This is a genomic window from Pseudomonas sp. BB438, from assembly GCF_057180225.1.
The window spans coordinates 2,724,875-2,743,124 of record NZ_CM170001.1; the positions used below are offsets into that span (position 1 = coordinate 2,724,875).

14 protein-coding genes are annotated in these 18,250 nt (G+C 66.8%); 4 read left to right on the forward strand and 10 right to left on the reverse strand.

Annotation, left to right across the window (positions count from 1 at the left end; genetic code table 11):
• The first annotated feature begins 162 nt into the window (after positions 1-162).
• Together AC1ZV1_RS12680 and AC1ZV1_RS12685 are read left to right on the forward strand one after the other, a co-directional pair.
• The gene (locus tag AC1ZV1_RS12680; RefSeq protein WP_484297026.1) at positions 163-867 is read left to right on the forward strand and encodes a ferric reductase-like transmembrane domain-containing protein; all 705 of its coding nucleotides are present in this window, start codon (positions 163-165) and stop codon (positions 865-867) included.
• On the forward strand, positions 864-1,235 hold the full coding sequence (locus AC1ZV1_RS12685) for a cytochrome c3 family protein (RefSeq protein WP_484297027.1): 372 nt from the start codon (positions 864-866) through the stop codon (positions 1,233-1,235). Before AC1ZV1_RS12680 ends, AC1ZV1_RS12685 begins: the two co-directional genes overlap by 4 nt.
• Before the next feature lie 74 nt (positions 1,236-1,309).
• On the opposite strand, the gene AC1ZV1_RS12690 is transcribed toward AC1ZV1_RS12685, so the two are convergent.
• Together AC1ZV1_RS12690 and AC1ZV1_RS12695 are read right to left on the reverse strand one after the other, a co-directional pair.
• Positions 1,310-2,098, reverse strand: coding sequence for a carbon-nitrogen hydrolase family protein (locus AC1ZV1_RS12690; RefSeq protein ID WP_484297028.1), 789 nt, complete (start codon positions 2,096-2,098; stop codon positions 1,310-1,312).
• Between the two features lie 92 nt (positions 2,099-2,190).
• Complete coding sequence (locus tag AC1ZV1_RS12695; RefSeq protein ID WP_484297029.1) at positions 2,191-3,873, reverse strand: flavin monoamine oxidase family protein; 1,683 nt, start codon at positions 3,871-3,873, stop codon at positions 2,191-2,193.
• 228 nt (positions 3,874-4,101) lie between these two features.
• Here AC1ZV1_RS12695 and AC1ZV1_RS12700 point away from each other — a divergent pair, with 228 nt between their 5' ends.
• Positions 4,102-4,539: an Lrp/AsnC family transcriptional regulator gene (locus AC1ZV1_RS12700; RefSeq protein ID WP_484297030.1), complete on the forward strand. Its 438-nt coding sequence runs from the start codon at positions 4,102-4,104 to the stop codon at positions 4,537-4,539.
• A gap of 139 nt (positions 4,540-4,678) precedes the next feature.
• Here the strand turns inward: AC1ZV1_RS12700 and lysA are convergent, their stop codons facing one another.
• Positions 4,679-5,923 carry a diaminopimelate decarboxylase gene (gene lysA, locus AC1ZV1_RS12705; protein ID WP_484297031.1) on the reverse strand — a complete coding sequence of 415 codons (1,245 nt, stop codon included), beginning with the start codon at positions 5,921-5,923 and terminating at the stop codon, positions 4,679-4,681.
• A gap of 79 nt (positions 5,924-6,002) precedes the next feature.
• Positions 6,003-6,938 carry a LysR family transcriptional regulator gene (locus tag AC1ZV1_RS12710; RefSeq protein WP_484297032.1) on the reverse strand — a complete coding sequence of 312 codons (936 nt, stop codon included), beginning with the start codon at positions 6,936-6,938 and terminating at the stop codon, positions 6,003-6,005.
• Between the two features lie 152 nt (positions 6,939-7,090).
• Here AC1ZV1_RS12710 and AC1ZV1_RS12715 point away from each other — a divergent pair, with 152 nt between their 5' ends.
• Entirely contained in the window at positions 7,091-7,420 is a 330-nt protein-coding gene (locus AC1ZV1_RS12715; protein ID WP_484297033.1) for a YdcA family protein, read from the forward strand.
• A gap of 83 nt (positions 7,421-7,503) precedes the next feature.
• Here AC1ZV1_RS12715 and AC1ZV1_RS12720 read toward each other — a convergent pair whose 3' ends face one another.
• The 6 genes from AC1ZV1_RS12720 to AC1ZV1_RS12745 form a co-directional block, all read right to left on the reverse strand.
• Positions 7,504-8,277: a hypothetical protein gene (locus AC1ZV1_RS12720; protein WP_484297034.1), complete on the reverse strand. Its 774-nt coding sequence runs from the start codon at positions 8,275-8,277 to the stop codon at positions 7,504-7,506.
• A 54-nt stretch (positions 8,278-8,331) separates the two neighbouring features.
• The gene (locus AC1ZV1_RS12725; RefSeq protein ID WP_484297035.1) at positions 8,332-11,418 is read right to left on the reverse strand and encodes an error-prone DNA polymerase; all 3,087 of its coding nucleotides are present in this window, start codon (positions 11,416-11,418) and stop codon (positions 8,332-8,334) included.
• Positions 11,415-12,824 carry a Y-family DNA polymerase gene (locus tag AC1ZV1_RS12730; RefSeq protein WP_484297036.1) on the reverse strand — a complete coding sequence of 470 codons (1,410 nt, stop codon included), beginning with the start codon at positions 12,822-12,824 and terminating at the stop codon, positions 11,415-11,417. The genes AC1ZV1_RS12725 and AC1ZV1_RS12730 overlap by 4 nt, the downstream gene beginning before the upstream one ends.
• Before the next feature lie 7 nt (positions 12,825-12,831).
• Positions 12,832-13,446: a translesion DNA synthesis-associated protein ImuA gene (gene imuA, locus AC1ZV1_RS12735; protein ID WP_484297037.1), complete on the reverse strand. Its 615-nt coding sequence runs from the start codon at positions 13,444-13,446 to the stop codon at positions 12,832-12,834.
• A 654-nt stretch (positions 13,447-14,100) separates the two neighbouring features.
• Complete coding sequence (locus tag AC1ZV1_RS12740; protein WP_484297038.1) at positions 14,101-16,416, reverse strand: ATP-dependent DNA helicase; 2,316 nt, start codon at positions 16,414-16,416, stop codon at positions 14,101-14,103.
• Positions 16,413-18,062 carry a VRR-NUC domain-containing protein gene (locus tag AC1ZV1_RS12745; protein WP_484297039.1) on the reverse strand — a complete coding sequence of 550 codons (1,650 nt, stop codon included), beginning with the start codon at positions 18,060-18,062 and terminating at the stop codon, positions 16,413-16,415. The genes AC1ZV1_RS12740 and AC1ZV1_RS12745 overlap by 4 nt, the downstream gene beginning before the upstream one ends.
• Positions 18,063-18,250 lie beyond the last annotated feature (188 nt).

Consider the following 18,250-nt stretch of genomic DNA (forward strand, 5'->3'; position numbering starts at 1 on the left):
AAGCCCACCCGGAAGACGCTTTCTTCCGGCCAGTCTTCGGTGCGGAAATGGGAGCAGGTAGGGCGGGGTGGCACCCACGAAAAGCCGTCTGGCAGGCATTGGCACGCGCGAACCGTCGCCGCTTGCTAGCCTCCGGCAACGGTCCTTTGTCCGGAGTCCCCCATGCCTGCGCTGATCGCGCGCCTGGCGTTCGGCTGCCTGCTGCCGGTCGCCATCCTGCTCGGCCTCGGCGCGATGCCGGGGCTTGGCTATGCCTGGGATTTCGCCAACGCCGCCGGGCTGCTGGGGGCCTGCCTGGCGGGGCTGCTGTTCGTCATGGGCGGTCGTCCGCAACCGCGTCCGCGCTATGAGGGCAAGTTCTTCCTGCGCTTGCACCGCGACCTGGGGTTTGCCGCCGTCGCGCTGCTGTTGGTGCATATCGTCGCGTTGCTGGTCGATGAGCCACTGCTGATCGAGGACCTGCTGCCTTCCGCCCCCGGCTACATGCTGGCCGGGCTGGTATCGGCGGTCCTGATGCTGGTGCTGGCGGTTTCCAGCCTGAGCCGTGTCCGGCCGCGCTGGAGCAGCAGCGCCGCTACCTTCCGCCGCTGGCACTACGGCGGCAGTCTGCTCGCCCTGTTGCTGATGGCCGTGCACGTGCTCGGCGCGGGCTACTACAGCGGCGGAGCCTGGAAGGGCGCGTTGCTGGTCGCGCTGATGCTGGCAGTGGCCGTCTGGCCGCGTCTGCCCAAATCCGCCAACGGTATCCGCGGACGCCAGCGCAACACGGCGCAACGCGCCACCTGGTTCGCGCTGGCGGCCAGTGGCTTGATCCTCGGCGTGTCGGCGCTCTACAGCCTGCTGGCGAATGTGGAGCTGCCGCTGTGAAGCGTCGCTGGATCGGTCTTTGTGTCGCGGCAACCGTGGCGCTGTCGGCGGGGGTATGGTTCGCCCATGGACACTGGCAGCGCAGCCGACCGTTGATGCCGCTGGCGTTTCCCCACGAGCCGCATGCGTCGGTGAACTGCATCACCTGCCACCACGATTACCAGGACCAGTCGCCCTCGGTCTCCGGCAACCGCTCCTGCATCCTCTGCCACAAGCAGAGCCCGGCGCTGGCCATGCACGTCGAAGCGGACTTCCACCAGCTCTGCCAGAGCTGCCACCTGAAACGCCTGCAGGCCTTCCACGCGAGCGGGCCGGTGCGTAGCTGCCAGGCTTGCCACCGCATCGCCACGGACGGCACACACCTGTAGGAGCGAGCTTGCTCGCTCCTACAAAAACAGGTTCGGCGTAAACGTAACGGCCCGGCATCCAGCAGGGCCTTTTTTCAACGGCGATACAGCACCGGCCGCCGCAGGTGCACGTAGCTGTACCCCTCGCGCGCCAGGGCGATACGCTGCGGGTCCAGCTCGGCCACCAGCAGTTCCTCACTGTGCTTGGCCTTGCTCAGCACCTGGCCATCCGGGGCGACGATGCTGCTCAGTCCGCAGTACTCGATCTCCCCCTCGCTGCCGACATAATTGGCGTAGGCGAGGAATACCTGGTTCTCGAAGGCGCGGGTCGGCACCAGTACCTGGGCGACGAACTCGTACGGGTGCATGTTGGCAGTCGGTACCAGCACGACATCCGCGCCCGCCAGGGCAAGCGTACGCACCGCCTCGGGGAATTCCACGTCAAAGCAGATCAGCAGGCCGACTTTCCAGCCGTCCAGCTCGAAGATCGCCGGCGGCTCGTCGGAGGCGCTGAACTGGCTGCGGTCGAGGTCACCGTAGAGGTGGGTCTTGCGGTAGTTGGCGCGGCGTTCGCCCTGCCGGTCAATCAGTTGCACGCTGTTGAAGATGGCGCCGCCGGCGTCACGCTCGGGGTAGCCGTAGAGGATGCCGAGCTTGTGCGCGCGGGCGATCTCGGCGATGCGCAGGGCGGACGGGCCATCGCAGCGTTCCGCCAGTTCGGCGACGCGCTGGGCGCCAATGTTGTAGCCGGTCAGGTACATCTCCGGCAGCACCAGCAGGTCCGCACCGTTCTGCACCGCCTGCTGCGCGGCCTGCTCCAGGCGGCGCAGGTTGCCGCCGATATCGTCGGGGCCGGGAGGGCACTGGTAGAGGGCGAGGTACATGGTGTTCTCCTTCGAAACGCGCAAGGCCGGGATCAGGCAGTGTGCACCCGATCCCGGCCCCACGCGAGCCGCTGTTCAATGACGCGCGGGAATCAGTCCGGCAGTTCCATCGGGCCGAGCTCGGCGAAGCGGTCGCCGGGGCCGGGGTTCTCCGGATGGGTAGCCCCGCCGAAGTGCTTCATGATGCCCCACACGGCGTTGAGCGAGGTCTGCACCGCGCCTTCCACCCAGGCCGGCGTCCAGGACACGTCGTCGCCGGCGATGAAGATGCCGCGCTGCTCGGCGGGCATGTCGTCCTGCATGAAGTGCGCGTACATGCGCTGGTTGTAGCGGTAGTGGCCCGGCAGCGCGCCCTTGAAAGCGCCGAGGAAGTGCGGGTCGGCCTCCCAGGACACGGTGATCGGGTTGCCGATGATGTGCCCGGCGATGTCGACCTTCGGGTAGACCTTCTTCAGTGCGTCCAGGGCCAGCTGCACGCGCTTCTCCACCGGGTGCGGCAGCATCTTCATGGCGTCGCTCATCCAGGAGTAGGACAGGCAGATCACGCCCGGCTTGTCGTCGCCGTTGTCGAACAGGTAGGTGCCGCGGGTGAGGCGGTCGGTGAGGGTCATGCTCATTACGTCGCGGCCGGTCTGCGGGTCCTTGTCCTTCCAGAACGGCCGGTCGACCATCACGAAGGTCTTCGACGACTGCATATAGCGGGTGCGGTCCAGGGCCATCCACATCTTCTGCGAGAACAGCGCCTCCTCGCACTCGATCTGGGTGGTCAGCAGCCAGGTCTGGCAGGTCGCCAGGACGGCGGCGTAGTGGCGGGTGTCGCCCCAGTAGTCGGTGACGGCGAAGGTGCCGTCGGCGGCGCGGGCGATCTTCTTCACGCCCGGACGCGGCGCGCCATTGTGCAGCGACGCGAGGGAGGTGCCGGCCGGCCAGTGCGCGCATCGCTCCGGCACATGGCTCCAGATGCCGCGCGGCACCTGCTCGACGCCGCCGACGACCAGATGCTGGTGATCGTCGCAGTTGGTCATCACCACGCGGAAGATTTCCAGCATGGAGTTGGGGAAGTCCGAGTCCCAGCCGCCGGTGCCGAAGCCGACCTGGCCGAAGATTTCGCGGTGGCGGTAGGACAGGCGCGAGAAGGCCTTGGAGGTGGCGACGAAGTCATAGAAGGTGCGGTCGTCCCACTTGGGTACCAGCTCGTCCCACAGGGCCTTGAGCTTGACCGTGTCGCGCTCGCGGATGGCGTCCTGGATCTCGGAGAAGCGCGCGCCATCCTCCAGCGCATCGGCCCAGGCCTGGGCGACTTCGCGGAAGATTTCCGGCAGGTCGGCCATCTTCTCGGCGTAGTGGCTGGTGCCTTCCAGGTCGACCACGGTGCTGCCCGAGGCCGGGGTCAGCGGGTTGGGGAAGGGCCTGGTCTCCAGGCCGAGCTTGTCGACATAGTGGTAGAAGGCGGTGCTGGATACCGGGAAACGCATGCCGCCCAGTTCGGCGATGATCCCGTCGGCGCCTTCGAAAGTCTCCGAGCGCAGTCGGCCGCCCATCTTCGAGGCCTCGTAGACCACCGGCTTGAGGCCCATCTTCATCAGCTCGTAGGCCGCCACCAGGCCGGAGATGCCGGCACCGACGATGGCCACCTCCTGGCCGTGCTTCGCGGCGGGGATGCTGCCCAGGCCGGCGGGGTGTTCGATCCAGTCGTCGAAGGCGAAGGGGAAGTCCGGACCGAAGATGGTGACCGGTTTCTTGCCAGGGGTATGGGGGTGGCGGTTCTTGTGCATGGAAGGCTCCCTTCAATCTTGTTCGACTTATGCGGCTCGCCGGCTTGTATCACCAGCTTGGCAAGGCTTCTTGCGACCCGCAGAGGCCAGTCGATGGATGGCGCGCGGGCAAAGAAATGGCGAGCTGTGAGGGCTCGCCGTGGTGTTCACTATTGCAAAGGCTGTCGTTGAAATGAACCTGGCAATCTGCAAGATTGGCGAGAGTTTTAAGGCAGATTGACCAAAACCATGAGCAATATGACGAAAAACGCCGATGCGGCCTTGCTGAACCTGCTGCGCGCCAACGCCCGCGAGTCGATTTCCGAGCTGGCGCGCAAGCTCGGGGTGTCGCGCTCCACGGTGCAGAGCCGCATCGAGCGGCTGGAGCAGCAGGGCATCATCACCGGCTACTCGATCAAGGTGTCGGACAGCTATGCGCAATCGCTGGTGCGCGCCCACGTGCTGGTGACGGCGCTGCCCAAGCTGTCGCACCAGGTGGTGCAGGCGCTGGAGAAGATCGCCGAGGTGAAGACGCTGCATTCGGTGAGCGGCAACTTCGACATGATCGTGATTGTCGAGGCGCTGTCGATCCGCGACCTGGATGCGGTACTGGACCGTATTGGCGCGCTGGATGGGGTGGAGCGGACGATGTCGTCGATCATCCTGTCGACGCGCATCGATCGGTGAGGGGCGGGAGTTCCCGGCAATGGGCGGGCTTTGCCCGCCATTGGCGTGCAGGGCACGCTCCTGCAGCTTGATCGCTGACTATAGGAGCGGGCCACGCTCGCGATCCGCCGGCAGGGCCGGCGGTTCATGATGGCTTGAATCAGCCCAGGTCTTCTTCCAGCGCCAGCAGCTCTTCCACGCGCTGGCGGCGGCGGATCAGCTTCGCGTCGGCGCCTTCGAGCAGCACCTCGGCGATCAGCGGGCGGCTGTTGTAGTTCGACGACATGGACGCGCCGTAGGCGCCCGTGTCGTGGATCAGCAGCAGGTCGCCGACCTGGGCGCGTGGCAGGGCGCGGGGGATGACCACACCGCCATCGCCCTGGGTGAACACGTCGCCGGACTCGCATAGCGGGCCGGCCACCACGGTATCGATCACTTCGCGGCTGGCCACATCGCCGGCCAGCACGCTGATGCCGTGGTAGCTGCCGTACATGGACGGGCGCATCAGCTCATTGAAACCGGCGTCCACCAGCACGAAGTGATTGCGGCCGGCGTCCTTGGTGGCGCGCACTTCGCTGAGCAGGCAGCCGGACTGGGCGACCAGGTAGCGGCCCGGTTCGATCTCCAGGTGCAGCGTGTGGCCGACCACGGCTTCTGCGGCCTTGCGCGCCTTGTCCCACAGCTGGAAGTAATGCGCGGTGTCCACTTCCGGATCACCGGCGCGGTAGGGGATGGACAGGCCGCCACCGGCGGAGATGCCGGACAGGTCGTGGCCGGCGTCCTTCACCTGCTGCACCAGGCCGAGCATGGCTTCGCCGACCTGTGCCAGGTGGCCGTAGTCGACCCCCGAACCGATGTGCATGTGCAGGCCGACCAGACGCAGGCTGCGCTCGCGGATCACGTCCAGGGCGGCGCGCAGGTCGCTGTGCCAGATGCCGTGCTTGGAGTGCTCGCCGCCGGTGTTGGTCTTGTTGCTGTGGCCGTGACCGAAACCGGGGTTGATGCGCAGCCACACCGGGTGGCCGGGGGCAACTTCGCCCAGTTGGCGGAGCATGTCGATGGAGCCGGCGTTCACCGGGATGCCGTGCTCGACCACGGTTTCCAGGGTGGTGCGGTCCAGCAGGTCGGCGGTGAAGACGATCTCGGATTCATCGTCGCGGCACGAGTAGCCGGCGGCCAGGGCACGCAGCAACTCGCCCTGGGACACCGCATCGACCTTCACGCCCTGTTCGCGCATCAGGCGCAGGATGTGCAGGTTGGAGCAGGCCTTCTGGGCGAAGCGGATGATGTCGAAGCTCTTCAGGCGCTCGATCTGGCCACGGATGGTGGCGGCGTCGTAGACCCACAGCGGGGTGCCGAATTGCAGGGCGAGCTGTTCGGCGCGGGGCAGGGCGAGGGAAGTCATGAATGGGCTCCGAAGGTAGATGGCGCTAGTCTACCGGCCCTTTGCATGTCTGAATAATGCCGCTTGTTATCTGGTCAATTCAATTTTGATATAGGGTGCAGCCCACGCCGGCTTCGCGCAGGCGCTGGACCAGCAGGTCGGCCTCTGCCTGGAGTGCTGCCACGAAGCGCTCGCGCAGCGGCGTAGCGGGGCGATACAGGGGCTTTGCCACGCTCACCTGGAACGGCAGCGAGAACGCCAGCGGGCGCAACTGGATGCCCTGGCCCTGGAACATCAGTGCGGTGATCGGGTTGACCACGGCGAGGCCCAGTCCGGCGCGCACCATGCTGCACACCGACACGGCGCTGTGGGTTTCCACCTGCATCTGCCGCTGCACGCCAGCACCGAGGAACACGGCGTCGATCAGGTGCCGGTAGCGGTCGCTGGTGGCCAGGCTGACGAAGGGCAGGCCGGCGAAATCCGCCGCCTCCAGACGCTCGCGGGCCAGCAGGGGATGGCCATCCGGGAGGATGCATACCTCGTCCACCGCCAGCAGTGGCTGCAACTCGGTGCCGCGCGGGGCGTCGTCGTTCTCGATCAGGCCGATGTCGTGGTGCTGGGCGCTGAGGGCTTCCTCCAGGTGTGGCGATTCCAGTGCCGCCACTTCCAGGCTGATCGCCGGGTTTTCCCGGCTGAAGCGCTTGCAGGCTTCCGGCAGCAGTGCCTGGGATAAGGCCGGCAGGCAGCCGATGGAGAACTTGCCCTCGGCGAACTGCCCCAGGCTCCCGGCGAAGGCGACGATCCGATCCAGCCCGGTGAAGGAGCGCTCCACCTCCTCGAACAGCATCAACGCCCGCGCCGTCGGCGCCAGCCGGCCGCGTTCGCGCAGGAACAGCTCGAAGCCGACCAGTTGCTCCAGCCTCGCCAGCTCGCGGCTGACGGTGGGCTGGCTGGTGTGCAGGAAAACCGCTGCGCGGGTGACGCTGCCGGTGGTCATGACCGCGCGGAAGACTTCGATGTGGCGGAGGGTGATCATGGGGCTGGCCAACGGGGAAATAGCGGGAGGTTAAGGGGCGTGGGCGCCATGGGCAAATTCCAATGCACTGAGAGACATTGCCTTCAGACCCTGCCTGACAAAATCGCCGTTGCGCTATAGCATCGCGCCACTATTCAGTGGGTGGACGCAGGATGCGCAAGGGATCGGTCTGGTCGATAGGGATGACGCTGGTGTTTGCCACGACGCTGGCTTTGGCGGCCAATACGCCTTGTTCTGGCAGCAAGGGTGGCATTGCCCGCTGCCAGGGCGAGCTCTTCCTGTGCAACGACGGCTCCATTAGCGGCTCTAAGAAGAGCTGCCCGGCCTACCTGGGTGTCAGCAGCTCTTCGGCGCCTTCACTTCAACGCTTCTCCGCCGACGATGGTTCCTGTTCATGCAGCAGCGGCACTTTCTGTACGGGGCCGCGTGGCGGTGTGTATTGCCTGACGCCCAGCGGGAACAAGAGTTATCGGCGGAAATAGTTATGTAGGGCGAATAACGCTTCAAGCGTTATCCGCCGCAATGGCGGATAACGCGTTCCGGGTCATGCGCCCTAAGTCGCGGATCAACCCCCGGCGCGTTCGCACCAGCCCAGGTTGGTCTTGGCGGCGCGGACCTGGCGCAGATAGCCGTCGCAGTCCGCCGGGGGCAGGTAGCGATCGCCGCTGTCGCAGATGGCGGTATTGTCGTCCTGGGGGCCGCTGTAGCGCTTGGCGTCGTCGACCATCGAATCCAGCGTGTTGCGGCAGGCCTTGCCCTGGCCGAGCTTGGCCTGGGTCAGGGCCAGGTCGTTGCGGGTGGCCAGCTCGTCCAGCCAGTGGAGGGTGGCCTTGCAGTCGCTCAGCACCGGGGCGAGCAGGCGTTCGGCGCCGGCGTAGTCCTTGCTGTCGTAGAGCCTCTTGAAGCGATTGCGGGTCTGGCGCAGGGCTTCGTTGCTGCAGCCGGGGGCCGGTTTCAGATAGGTGCCGGCGAAGCCGGCGCGGGCGCCGCAATAGCTCCGGCAGCTGTCAGTCAGTTCGTTGCTGACTTCAATGCTGTTGTCCTGCAGCTTGAACGTCACGGTGCAGGTGCCTTCCTGCCAGTCTTCATGCAGGTTGGCTTCGCCGTTGCGAATGCTGCCGTCCAGCGAGCAGGAATGACCGTTGGCGCCCAGGGATTCGAGGCTGAAAACCTGGGCGCCTTGTTTGGCCTTCTGAATGACCAGGGTGCCCCAGCCGCCCTTGGCCAGATACTCCCCGGCGGGCAGCGTGTTGTCGGCGGCCAGGGTAGTGAAAGACAGTGCCGTGCCGGTGAGCGCGGCGAAAAGCAGGGAGAGCAGCGAGCGTCCGTTCGATTTCATGGATCCATCCAGGGTTTGCATGACTGGGGCGCATGATACCGCTGTGAGCCGGCGCTAGTGGAAATCCCGACTCCGCACATCCAGTCCCTCCAGCAACCCGCTCAGGTCCGTCAGTCGCCCGGCGATCACATGGCGTACGCCGTCCTTGGCCTCCAGGGTGCCGTCCACCTGCATCAGGCGGGCGCTGAGGAAGGGGCGGCGCTGCTGTTCGGCGAGGTCGCGCCAGACGATCACGTTGATCATGCCGAACTCGTCTTCCAGCGTGACGAAGGTGACGCCGCTGGCCGTGCCGGGGCGCTGGCGGCCGACGACCAGGCCGGCGACGCGCACCGGGCGGTCGGCTTCCAGCGTGGTCAGTTCCCGTGAGCTGCGGCAGCGCCGGGCCTTGAGGGCGCCACGCAGCAGGGTCATGGGGTGCGGGCCGAGGGTGGTGCCGAGGGTCGCATAGTCGGTGAGCAGGTCTTCGCCGCGGCTGGGCAGCGGCAGGCTGACCGGTGCTTCCTCGGTGACCTGGCCGGCGAACAGCGGCAACTGCGGCTCGACTCCGGCAATCGCCCAGCGCGCCTTGTGCCGATGGCCGGCGAGGCCGCGCAGGGCGCCGGCGTCGGCCAATTGCTCGCGGGCACGACCGTCGAGATGGGCGCGCAGGCAGAGGTCAGCGACGTCCGCGAAGGGCCGTTGATTGCGCGCCCGGGCGATAGCATTGGCCACGTCCTCGCGCAGCCCGCGCACCATGCGCAGACCGAGGCGGATGGCCGGCTGGCGTTCGGCGATGGGTTCCAGGGTGCAGTCCCAGTGGCTGTGGCGCACGTCCACCGGACGGATCTCCAGGCCGTGGCGGCGGGCGTCCTGCAGCAGCTGGTCGGGGCTGTAGAAGCCCATGGGCCAGCTGTTGATCAGCGCGCAGGTGAAGGCCGCCGGCTCGTGGCATTTCAGCCAGCAGCTGGCGTAGGTGAGCAGGGCGAAGCTGGCAGCGTGGGATTCGGGGAAGCCGTAGCTGCCGAAGCCTTCTATCTGTTTGAAGATGCGCTCGGCGAAATCCTGGGTGTAGCCGTTCTTCAACATGCCTTGGAAAAGACGCTGGCGGTGCGGCTCCAGACCGCCATGACGTTTCCACGCGGCCATGCATCGGCGGAGGTGGTCCGCTTCACCTTGGGTGTAATCGGCGGCAATGACGGCCACTTCCATAACCTGTTCCTGAAACAGCGGAACACCCAAGGTGCGTCTGAAGACCTTTTCCAGAGCTTTGGACGGATAGGTAACGGGCTCTTCCTTGTTTCGTCTGCGCAGGTAGGGATGCACCATGTCGCCTTGGATCGGGCCTGGGCGGACGATCGCGACTTCGATGACCAGGTCATAAAACGTTTCGGGCTTGAGGCGCGGCAGCATGGCCATTTGTGCGCGGGACTCGATCTGGAACACCCCGACGGTGTCGGCACGGCTGATCATTTCGTAGGTCTTCGGGCACTCCTGCGGCAGGGTAGCGAGTGTCCAGCGCTGACCACGATAACGTTCGATCAGGTCGAAACAGCGGCGTAGGGCGCTGAGCATTCCCAAGGCAAGCACGTCGACTTTGAGCAGACGGACTGCGTCAAGATCATCCTTGTCCCATTGGATCAAGGTGCGCTCGGGCATCGCGGCATTTTCCACCGGCACCAGGTTTTCCAATGGTTGCTGGGAAATCACGAAACCGCCGGGGTGTTGTGACAGGTGGCGAGGAAAGCCAATCAATTGCTCCGTCAATACGAGGACACGACGAAGCACTGGACTGTCCGGATCGAAGCCGGACTCAATCAGACGGTCGCGTGGCGGACCTTTGCGGCTCCAATGTCCGCAGCAATCGGCCAGTGCGCCGACCTGATCCGGCGGCAGGCCCAATGCCTTGGCCACGTCGCGCACAGCGCCGGCGCCTCGATAGGTACTGACGACTGCCGTAAGCGCAGCGCGCGTGCGGCCGTAGCGCTGGAACACATACTGGATGACTTCCTCACGGCGGTCGTGCTCGAAATCGACGTCGATATCCGGCGGTTCTTTGCGTTCGCGGGAAATGAAGCGGCCGAACAGCAGATTGATGTGTGTCGGGTCGAGTTCGGTAATCCCCAGGGTGAAACACACGGCAGAGTTGGCGGCTGAGCCACGTCCTTGGCAGAGGATATGTTGCGAGCGGGCAAACCGGACGATGTCATGGACTGTGAGGAAATAGCTTTCGTATTTCAGTTCGATGATCAGCCGCAATTCCTTGCGAATCCGTTTGATGACCTTTTTTCTCGCTCCTGCAGGCCAACGCTCGTGAATACCTTTTTGCGTCAGGGCGCAAAGCCAACTGGCGGGCGTATGGCCTTCGGGCACCAGCTCGCGCGGGTACTGGTAGTCGAGTTGACCCAGATCGAAGGTACAGCGCTCGGCAATCTCCAGCGTCTCCGCCAGCAACTCGGCGGGGTAGATCGACGCCAGCGCCTCCCATGGCCGCAGATGCCGTTCGCCATTGGGATAGAGGTGCTGGCCGGCCTCGTGCACCGGCAGGTGTTGGCGGATGGCGGTCATGCAGTCCTGCAGGGCGCGGCGGCCACGGGCGTGCATGTGCACGTCGCCGCAGGCTACGGCGGGAATCTCCAGGCGCGCGGCCTGTTCCCGCAGGCGACGCAACTTGCCGGTGTCGTCCGGGCCCTTGTGCAGTTCGACGCCCAGCCACAGACGCTCGGGGAAAAGCCCGCGCAGCCAGAGACCGTCGTCGTCCTGCTCGTCCCGTGGCTGCCAGATCGCCAGCAGGTGGTCGAGGTTGCCGTCGAAGTCCGCGCGCACCAGGCGGTAGCTGCCTTTCTCGGCGCGGCGCCGGGCGTGGGTGAGCAGGCGGCAGAGGTTCTCGTAGCCGGTCAGGTTCTCGGCCAGCAGCACCAGCTTCGGGCCGTGCTCGATACTCAGCTCGCTGCCGGTGATCAGGGGAACCTTGGTCTCCTTCGAGGCCTGCCAGGCACGGACGATGCCGGCCAGGCTGCATTCGTCGGTGATCGCCAGCGCCCGGTAGCCCAGCTTCTTCGCCCGCTCGAACAGCTCGGTGGCGCTCGAGGCGCCACGCTGGAAGCTGAAGTTGGACAGGCAGTGCAGCTCGGCGTAGCCGATGCCTTCGCTCTCCGCGCTCATGCGAACCAGCCGTGCAGCAGCAGGGGCCCGTCGTCGCCCACCGGGCGGAACACCCAGGCGCGCTGCCCGCTGCGGGTGCGCACCTGGTAGTAGTCGCGGCGGATGTCCTCGCCGTCCCACCAGCCGGATTCGATGCGCTCCGGACCGGCCAGCAGCGCCGGCGCGAACTCGCGCAGTGGCTGGGGCTCCGCCAGCAGCCAGCCGGGGCGTGGGACGTCGGTGATGGCCTGCAGCGGCGTGGAGCTGCCTTGCCAGGCGCGCTCCGGACGATGGTCGGCGCGGCCGCCGAGACTGTGCACGGCGTCATCGCCCAGTCGTGCGCGCAGGCGTTCACGCAGCTGCTCCCAGGGCAGCGATTGCTGCGGGCGGTCGTCGAACAGCTCGCGGTGCTGCGGCACGAAGGGCGGCAGGTCGTCGGCCAGCAGTCGCACGCTGTGCACCGGGGCGCGCAATTGCAGTTGTTCCAGGCGGCCACGGCTCAGCTCGAAGAGCATCGCCGCCTCGCGCTCGGCGCTGAGCAGGCCGACCGGCATCAGCGTGTCGCTGCCTTCGTGGTGTTCCAGATGGAGGACGAAACGCTGCACGCCGCTGTCGCGCCCGGCGAGGAAGGCGGCGAGATCGGTGGTCAGGCGGCGCAGCGGGAACAGCAGCGCCTGGGTGGATTCCACGTCGAAATTCAGTTCGATGCGCGACTCGAAACAGTCCGGCGGTCGGTAGAACTCCAGGGCCAGCGGGCGTTGGCCGAGCAGGGTGTCGACCTGCCGCAGCACCTGTGGCGGGAAGCGCCGGGCCAGGCTTTCGCGGGGCAGGGCGAGCAGTTGCTGCAGGCTGCGCAGGCCCATGCGGCCCAGCGCCGTGGCGGCATCGCGCTCCAGGCCCAGGCGCTCCAGCGGCATCCTGCCCAGGTACTGGCGCAGCTGCTGGTTGTCGTGGATCGCCAGGCCGTCGTGGCCGTTGGCGAGGATGCGCGCGGCGGCCGGATTGGGTGCGGCGGTGATGCGGTGGCGGAAGCCCAGTCCGTTCAACTCTTCGCGCAGGCGTGCCTCGAAGCGCGGCCAGGGGCCGAACAGCTGCAGGCTCGATTGCACTTCCAGCAGCAGCGCGCGCGGGTAGTGCTGGCTGACCTGCGAGCTGAATCCGTAGGCCCAGGCGGCCAGCAGGTTCTGCCAGCGCTGCACGTCACGCAGGTCGTACTCGGCGGTGGCGAATTCACGGCTGAGGGCCTGGGCGGCAGTGAGTGACTGACCGGGCTTGAGCCCCAGCGCCCGCGCAGCCGGGTTGACCGCCTGCAGCACGCGGCGCTGGGGCGGCCCGGCGAGCAGCGCCAGGGCGGCGTCCGGCTCGGGACGGCCGCGCAGCACGCCGTCCATGGCCAGCTGTGGCAGGAGAATGCAGGCCCAGAGCATGGCGATCTCAGTGCCAGGGCAGCGGGATGGGCCGCGTCGGCGCCAGGCCGCCACGGCACTTGAGCACGCGCAGCTGCGCCGGGTTGGCGTCCAGCGCCAGGCGCAATGCGGCGGGCGAGGGGTTGAGTGCTTCGCGCTGCGGGCGGTAGGCGATGGCCAGGGTCTGCCCGGTTTCGGCGGCGACCTGCAGGCGGCGCAGGGCTCGGTCGTCGGCCTGCTGCGGCCAGCACAGCACGGCGCCGCAGCTGCCCGAGCGCAGGCACTGCTCGGCGGCCCAGAGCGCATCGCGCCCCGTCGCCTGGACGATGGCGAGTTGCTCCAGCGCGACGCCGGCGGCCTGCCAGGCGGCCGGGTAGGGCACATGGGGCGGGGCGACCAGCACGATGCGCTCGCCGGCTGCACTGAGCCGCGCGAGGGTCGGCCAGACCAGTTGCAGTTCGCCGGTGCCTTCGGCGGCCAGGAGAACTTCACTGAGCGCCGCTTCCGGCCAGCCACCGCTGGGCAGGGCGGCATCCAGTACGGCATGGCCGGTGGGCTGCAGGCTGGGCGGCAGGCCCTGGGGCTGGCCCTTCCAGACCTGGCGCTGGTGGAACAGGGTGTCGAGCGCAACCACGCTGCCCATCACGGCCTCCCGGCCGGCAGGCGGCGACAGTCATGCGCCCGGCGAGAGGGCCGGGGGATGGAGGTGGGATGGAGGGTCATGGAATTGCTCGGATAATGCTGTATGGATATACAGTTTATCCGGTAGGATGGTTCCGTCAATGGCGGTTGGTCTGACGGACGTTGGGGCTCCTACACGTTTGCTCCACCGTATCCAAGATCGTAGGAGCGGACTTTGTCCGCGATGTCGTTGCCTCGGCCTGGGTGTTCCTGCGTCGCTTCAGGGTGCGCCCAAGCTTCTTGTTTCGCCCCCTCGGGCGAGTCCCTTTTGGCAAACGCCCCAAAAGGAACCAAAAAGTCTGGCCCCGGACATCCGGTTTTTCGCTTAGGCGAAAAATTCCCTCGTTGAACCGAAGTTTCAGGGGCACGCGTCGAAGGGCCATCCCTGGCCCATCGCCGCTCTCGCGACATCCATGTCGCTCAACCCCTGAAACTCCGCTTCAACGAGGCCTTCTGAACGGGGCATTCGGCGCGTGCGGATATTTCTCTGGAAGTCTTTTGGGAGCCAGAGCCAGAGCCAGGCGGGGGGATGTCGCGCTGTTCGTAGGAGCGAGCTTGCTCGCGAACCACACGGCACACGATCAATCGCGAAAAAAGGGATTTCCACCTGCGGGAGTTACAGCAACAGATACCCCTGCGGCGCCTTGAACCGCGGCGGGTCGGCGATGAACTTCAGCCTCTCCGGCTTCCACCACACCGGCAGCAGCTTGCGCACCTCCGGCTGGTTGAAGCGGTCGTCGAGCAGGTAGATCACCCCCGAATCCGTGGGCGTGCGGATCACCCGCCCGGCCGCCTGGACGACCTTCTGCAGGCCGGGGAACAGGTAGGTGTAGTCGTAACCGTCGCCGAACATCCCCTGCATGCGCTGCTTGATCTCCTCGTTGATCTCGTTCACCTGCGGCAGGCCCAGCGTGGCGATGAAGGCGCCGATCAGGCGGTCGCCGGGCAGGTCGATGCCCTCGCCGAAGGCGCCGCCGAGCACGGCGAAACCAATGCCGCGCGAGCCCGTGGTGAAACGGTCGAGGAAGGCCTGGCGCTCCAGCTCGTTCATGCTGCGCGACTGCGCCCAGCAGGGAATGTCCGGGTGTTCGGCGGTGAAGCGTTCCAGTGCCTGCTGCAGGTAGGCATAGCTGCTGAAGAAGGCCAGGTAGTTGCCGGGGCGTGCGCGGAACTGCCGGGCCATCAGGGTGCTGATCGGCGTGAGGCTGGCCTCGCGGTGCTGGTAGCGGGTGGACAGGTTGCTCAACGCGTGGACGTCCAGCTGTTCGGCGTGGAAGGGCGACTCCACTTCGCGCCAGCCGGTGTCTTCGGGGAGGCCGAGCAGGTCGGCGTAGTAGTGTGGCGGCGTCAGCGTGGCGGAGAACAGCGTGGTGCTGTGGGCGACCTTGAAGCGCTCGGCGAGGAAGGGCGCCGGCACCACGTTGCGCAGGCACAGGGTCGAGAGCACGCGGCGCGCGCTGACGTCGTGGCGGGTGATGTCGAACAGCGAGTGCGGCCCGTAGGCCTCGGCCAGCCGGCAGAACAGCATGGCGTCGAGGTAGAAGCGCAACAGCTCGGCCTCGTTGCCGGTGGGCTGGTCGGTGAGGTGGTCGGTGATGGCGCTGACGGCCTTCTGCAGCGCGGCGATGAACAGATCGGGGATGGTCGGGTAGATCTGGTAGTCGACGTCCTGGTCCTGGTGCAGCTGGTTCCAGTGCCGGCCGACACGTTCCAGCGCGCTTTTCAGCTTGGCCGGGGCGACCTTGCGCAGGGCGTTGAACTCGCCCTGGTCCAGCTCGGCGCTGTACATGCCGCGGCCGCGCTCGATGAGGTTGTGCGCCTCGTCCACCAGCAGGGTGACCTTCCAGTCATTGAGTACGGTGAGGCCGTAGAGCAGGGCGGTCATGTCGAAGTAGTAGTTGTAGTCGCCCACCACCACGTCGGACCAGCGGCACAGCTCCTGGCTCAGGTAGTAGGGGCAGACCTGGTGTTCCAGCGCCACCTCGCGCACCGCCTCCTGGGTCAGCCAGCACCGCTTTAGCGCGGTCTCGCGGGCGGCAGGCAGGCGGTCGTAGAAACCCTTGGCCAGCGGGCAGGATTCGCCGTGGCAGGCCTTGTCCGGATGCTCGCAGGCTTTGTCACGGGCAACGTGCTCGAGCACCCGCAGCGGCTGGGCGGCCTCCTGCTGGCGCAGTGTCGCCAGGGCGTCCAGGGCCAGGCGTCGGCCGGGGGTCTTGGCGGTAAGGAAGAACAGCCGGTCCAGTTGCTGGCCGGGGAAGGCCTTGAGCTGCGGGAACAGCGTACCGAGGGTCTTGCCGATGCCGGTGGTGGCCTGGGCCATCAACGTCTCACCGTCGCGGGCAGCGCGGTAGACCGACTCGGCGAGCATGCGCTGGCCCTGGCGGAAGTCGGCGTAGGGGAAGCGCAGCGCCTCCAGCCCCTGGTCGCGTTCGACGCGGTGGGCGCTTTCCTGCTCGGCCCATTGCACAAAGCGCTGGCATTGCAGCTCGAAGAAGGCGCGCAGCTCGGCGGCGGCGAAGCGCTCGCGGAACTCGGTCTCCTTCTGGGTGATGACGTTGAAGTAGACGACGGCGAGGTCGATGGCGTCGATCTCCAGCGTCTGGCACAGCAGCCAGCCGTACACCTTGACCTGCGCCCAGTGCAGCAGCCGGTGGTTCTGCGGGATGCGCGCGACGTCGCCGCGGTGGGTCTTGATCTCTTCCAGCAGGTTTTCGGCCGGGTCGTAGCCGTCGGCGCGGCCACTGACCACCAGCCCCGGGTATTCGCCGCGCAGCGGCAGTTCGGCGATGTAGCCCAACCCCCGCCGGGACACCACCGTGGCGTGCCCGGCCATGCCTTCCTGAGCCGTGGGAGCGGGGGTGAAGCGCAGGTCGAGGTCACCTTCCTTGGCGGTGAATTCGCACAGCGCGCGCACGGCGATGGCGTAGCTCATTGAGCTTCTTCCGTCTCGCCTTGCCAGCGCACGTAGCAGACTTCCACCGGCATGCCGTGCTCGGCGCAGAAGGCCAGCCAGCGCTTCTGATTATCCTGCAGGCGGTCGCCGGGGCCTTTCACCTCGATCATCCGGTAGCGACCCTCGCCGGGCCAGAACTGGATCAGGTCGGGCATGCCGGCGCGATTGGCCTTCGGATCGGCCAGCAGACGCTCGAACCACAGCTTCAGGTGCGCCGCCGGCAGGCAGTGCAGGGCCTGTTCCAGGAAATTTTCATCCAGCAGCTCCCAGTGCACGAAGGGGGAAAGGAGGCCGAACTTGGCGGCGTAGGTTTCTCGGATCGCTGCGAGGTACGCAGTGCTGTCCAGCAGCGCCAGGCGTGCGGCGAAAGCGTCCGCGCGGCGGCTGACGAAGTCGCTGCGGTTGAGGTCGCTCGGCCCGGCCTGGAAAGGGTGGAAGAAGGCGCCGGGCAGCGGGGCGAAGATCACCTCCCAGCAGAGCAGGCCGAACAGGCTGCAGACCAGCGCGTTCTCCACGTAGTGCACCGGCGCTTTGTCCTCATTGAGCACGGCCTGCACGGCGAACTCGACATTGACGTCCGGGCGCGGCAGCTCCAGGTCGATGCGCAGCGGCGGCGTGGCCTTGGCGGATTTTTCCTTCGGCAGGCCGAGCTGGCGGATCAGTCGGGTCAGCGCGCGCTCGACCAACTGCAGCTCGCCGTCGCTTTCCGGCGCGGCCAGGGCGGTCTGCACGAGGGCGTGGGCTTCCTCGAAGCGTTGCAGGCGTTCCAGCACGCGAATCTGCCGCTGCCGCGAGCCCCCGGCAACGGTGCGCTGGTACAGCGCCAGCGCAGCGTCCAGCTCGCCTTCGCGCTCCAACTGGTAGGCCATGCGGTACAGCAGTCGGCCGTGGCGGGCTTGCAGGTAGGCGTTGTCGCTGTGGAAGTCGCCGAGTTCGGTCAGCAGCTCGGCGATGGGCTCGCCGGTGTCGAAGCGCACCGCGCCGTTCCACAGGTGGAGGTAGGCCTCCAGGTCGTCGCGGCGGCGGAAGGCTCGGGAATCGGCGGTGAAGGGGACGGTTTCGTAGCGGAAGATACCGAGGTCGGCGAGGACGAATTCGGACCAGTCCTGCTGCAGATTGCCGAAGAACAGCAGGCGCAGGCGGTCGCACAGCGGCGTCGCCATCAGGGTGTAGAGCGGGTCGAGGCCCGGGTACCAGCCGGCGAAGGGCTGCACCTGCTCGTGATAGGCATGCAGGTGCTCGTACAACTCGGACTTCTTCAGCGTGCCGCGCGGCAGGTCATCGCGAAAGCGCGCGAGCAGTTCGTCCTTGAGCAGCAGTGGCAGCAGTTCCTCCAGCGCGAGCGGATAGGCATCGTCCAGCCAGCCCAGTTCCAGCAGCGGCGCGGCGGCATCGGGAATATCGCCGATCTCCGCGTAGCTCAGCTTGCCGGCGCGAAAGTGCGGCCCCTTGCGCATGACCAGCCGCACCAGCAGCGCACGCGACGGCAGCGGCAGCGCGCGGAAGTCGGCGATGAACCGGGCTTCCTCGGCGTCGAGCAGGTCGGCGTAGCGTTCGTCGATCCAGTCGAGGGCGCGGTGGAAGTTGGTCAGGTAATAGAGGCTGGGGTCGAGCGGCGCGGACATCGGTAGGCACTGGTTTTACATACAGTGGCAAGGATGGCGTGATGGGGGCGTGGCTGCAAGGGTTGTGGCGGCCTTTCATCGGGATATGTCGGGCTTTTCTGTAGGCGCGAGCTTGCTCGCGAACGCATTGCACCGAATGGTCAGGCGTGAAGCGGGGTTCGCGAGCACGCTCGCTCCTACAAAGGACG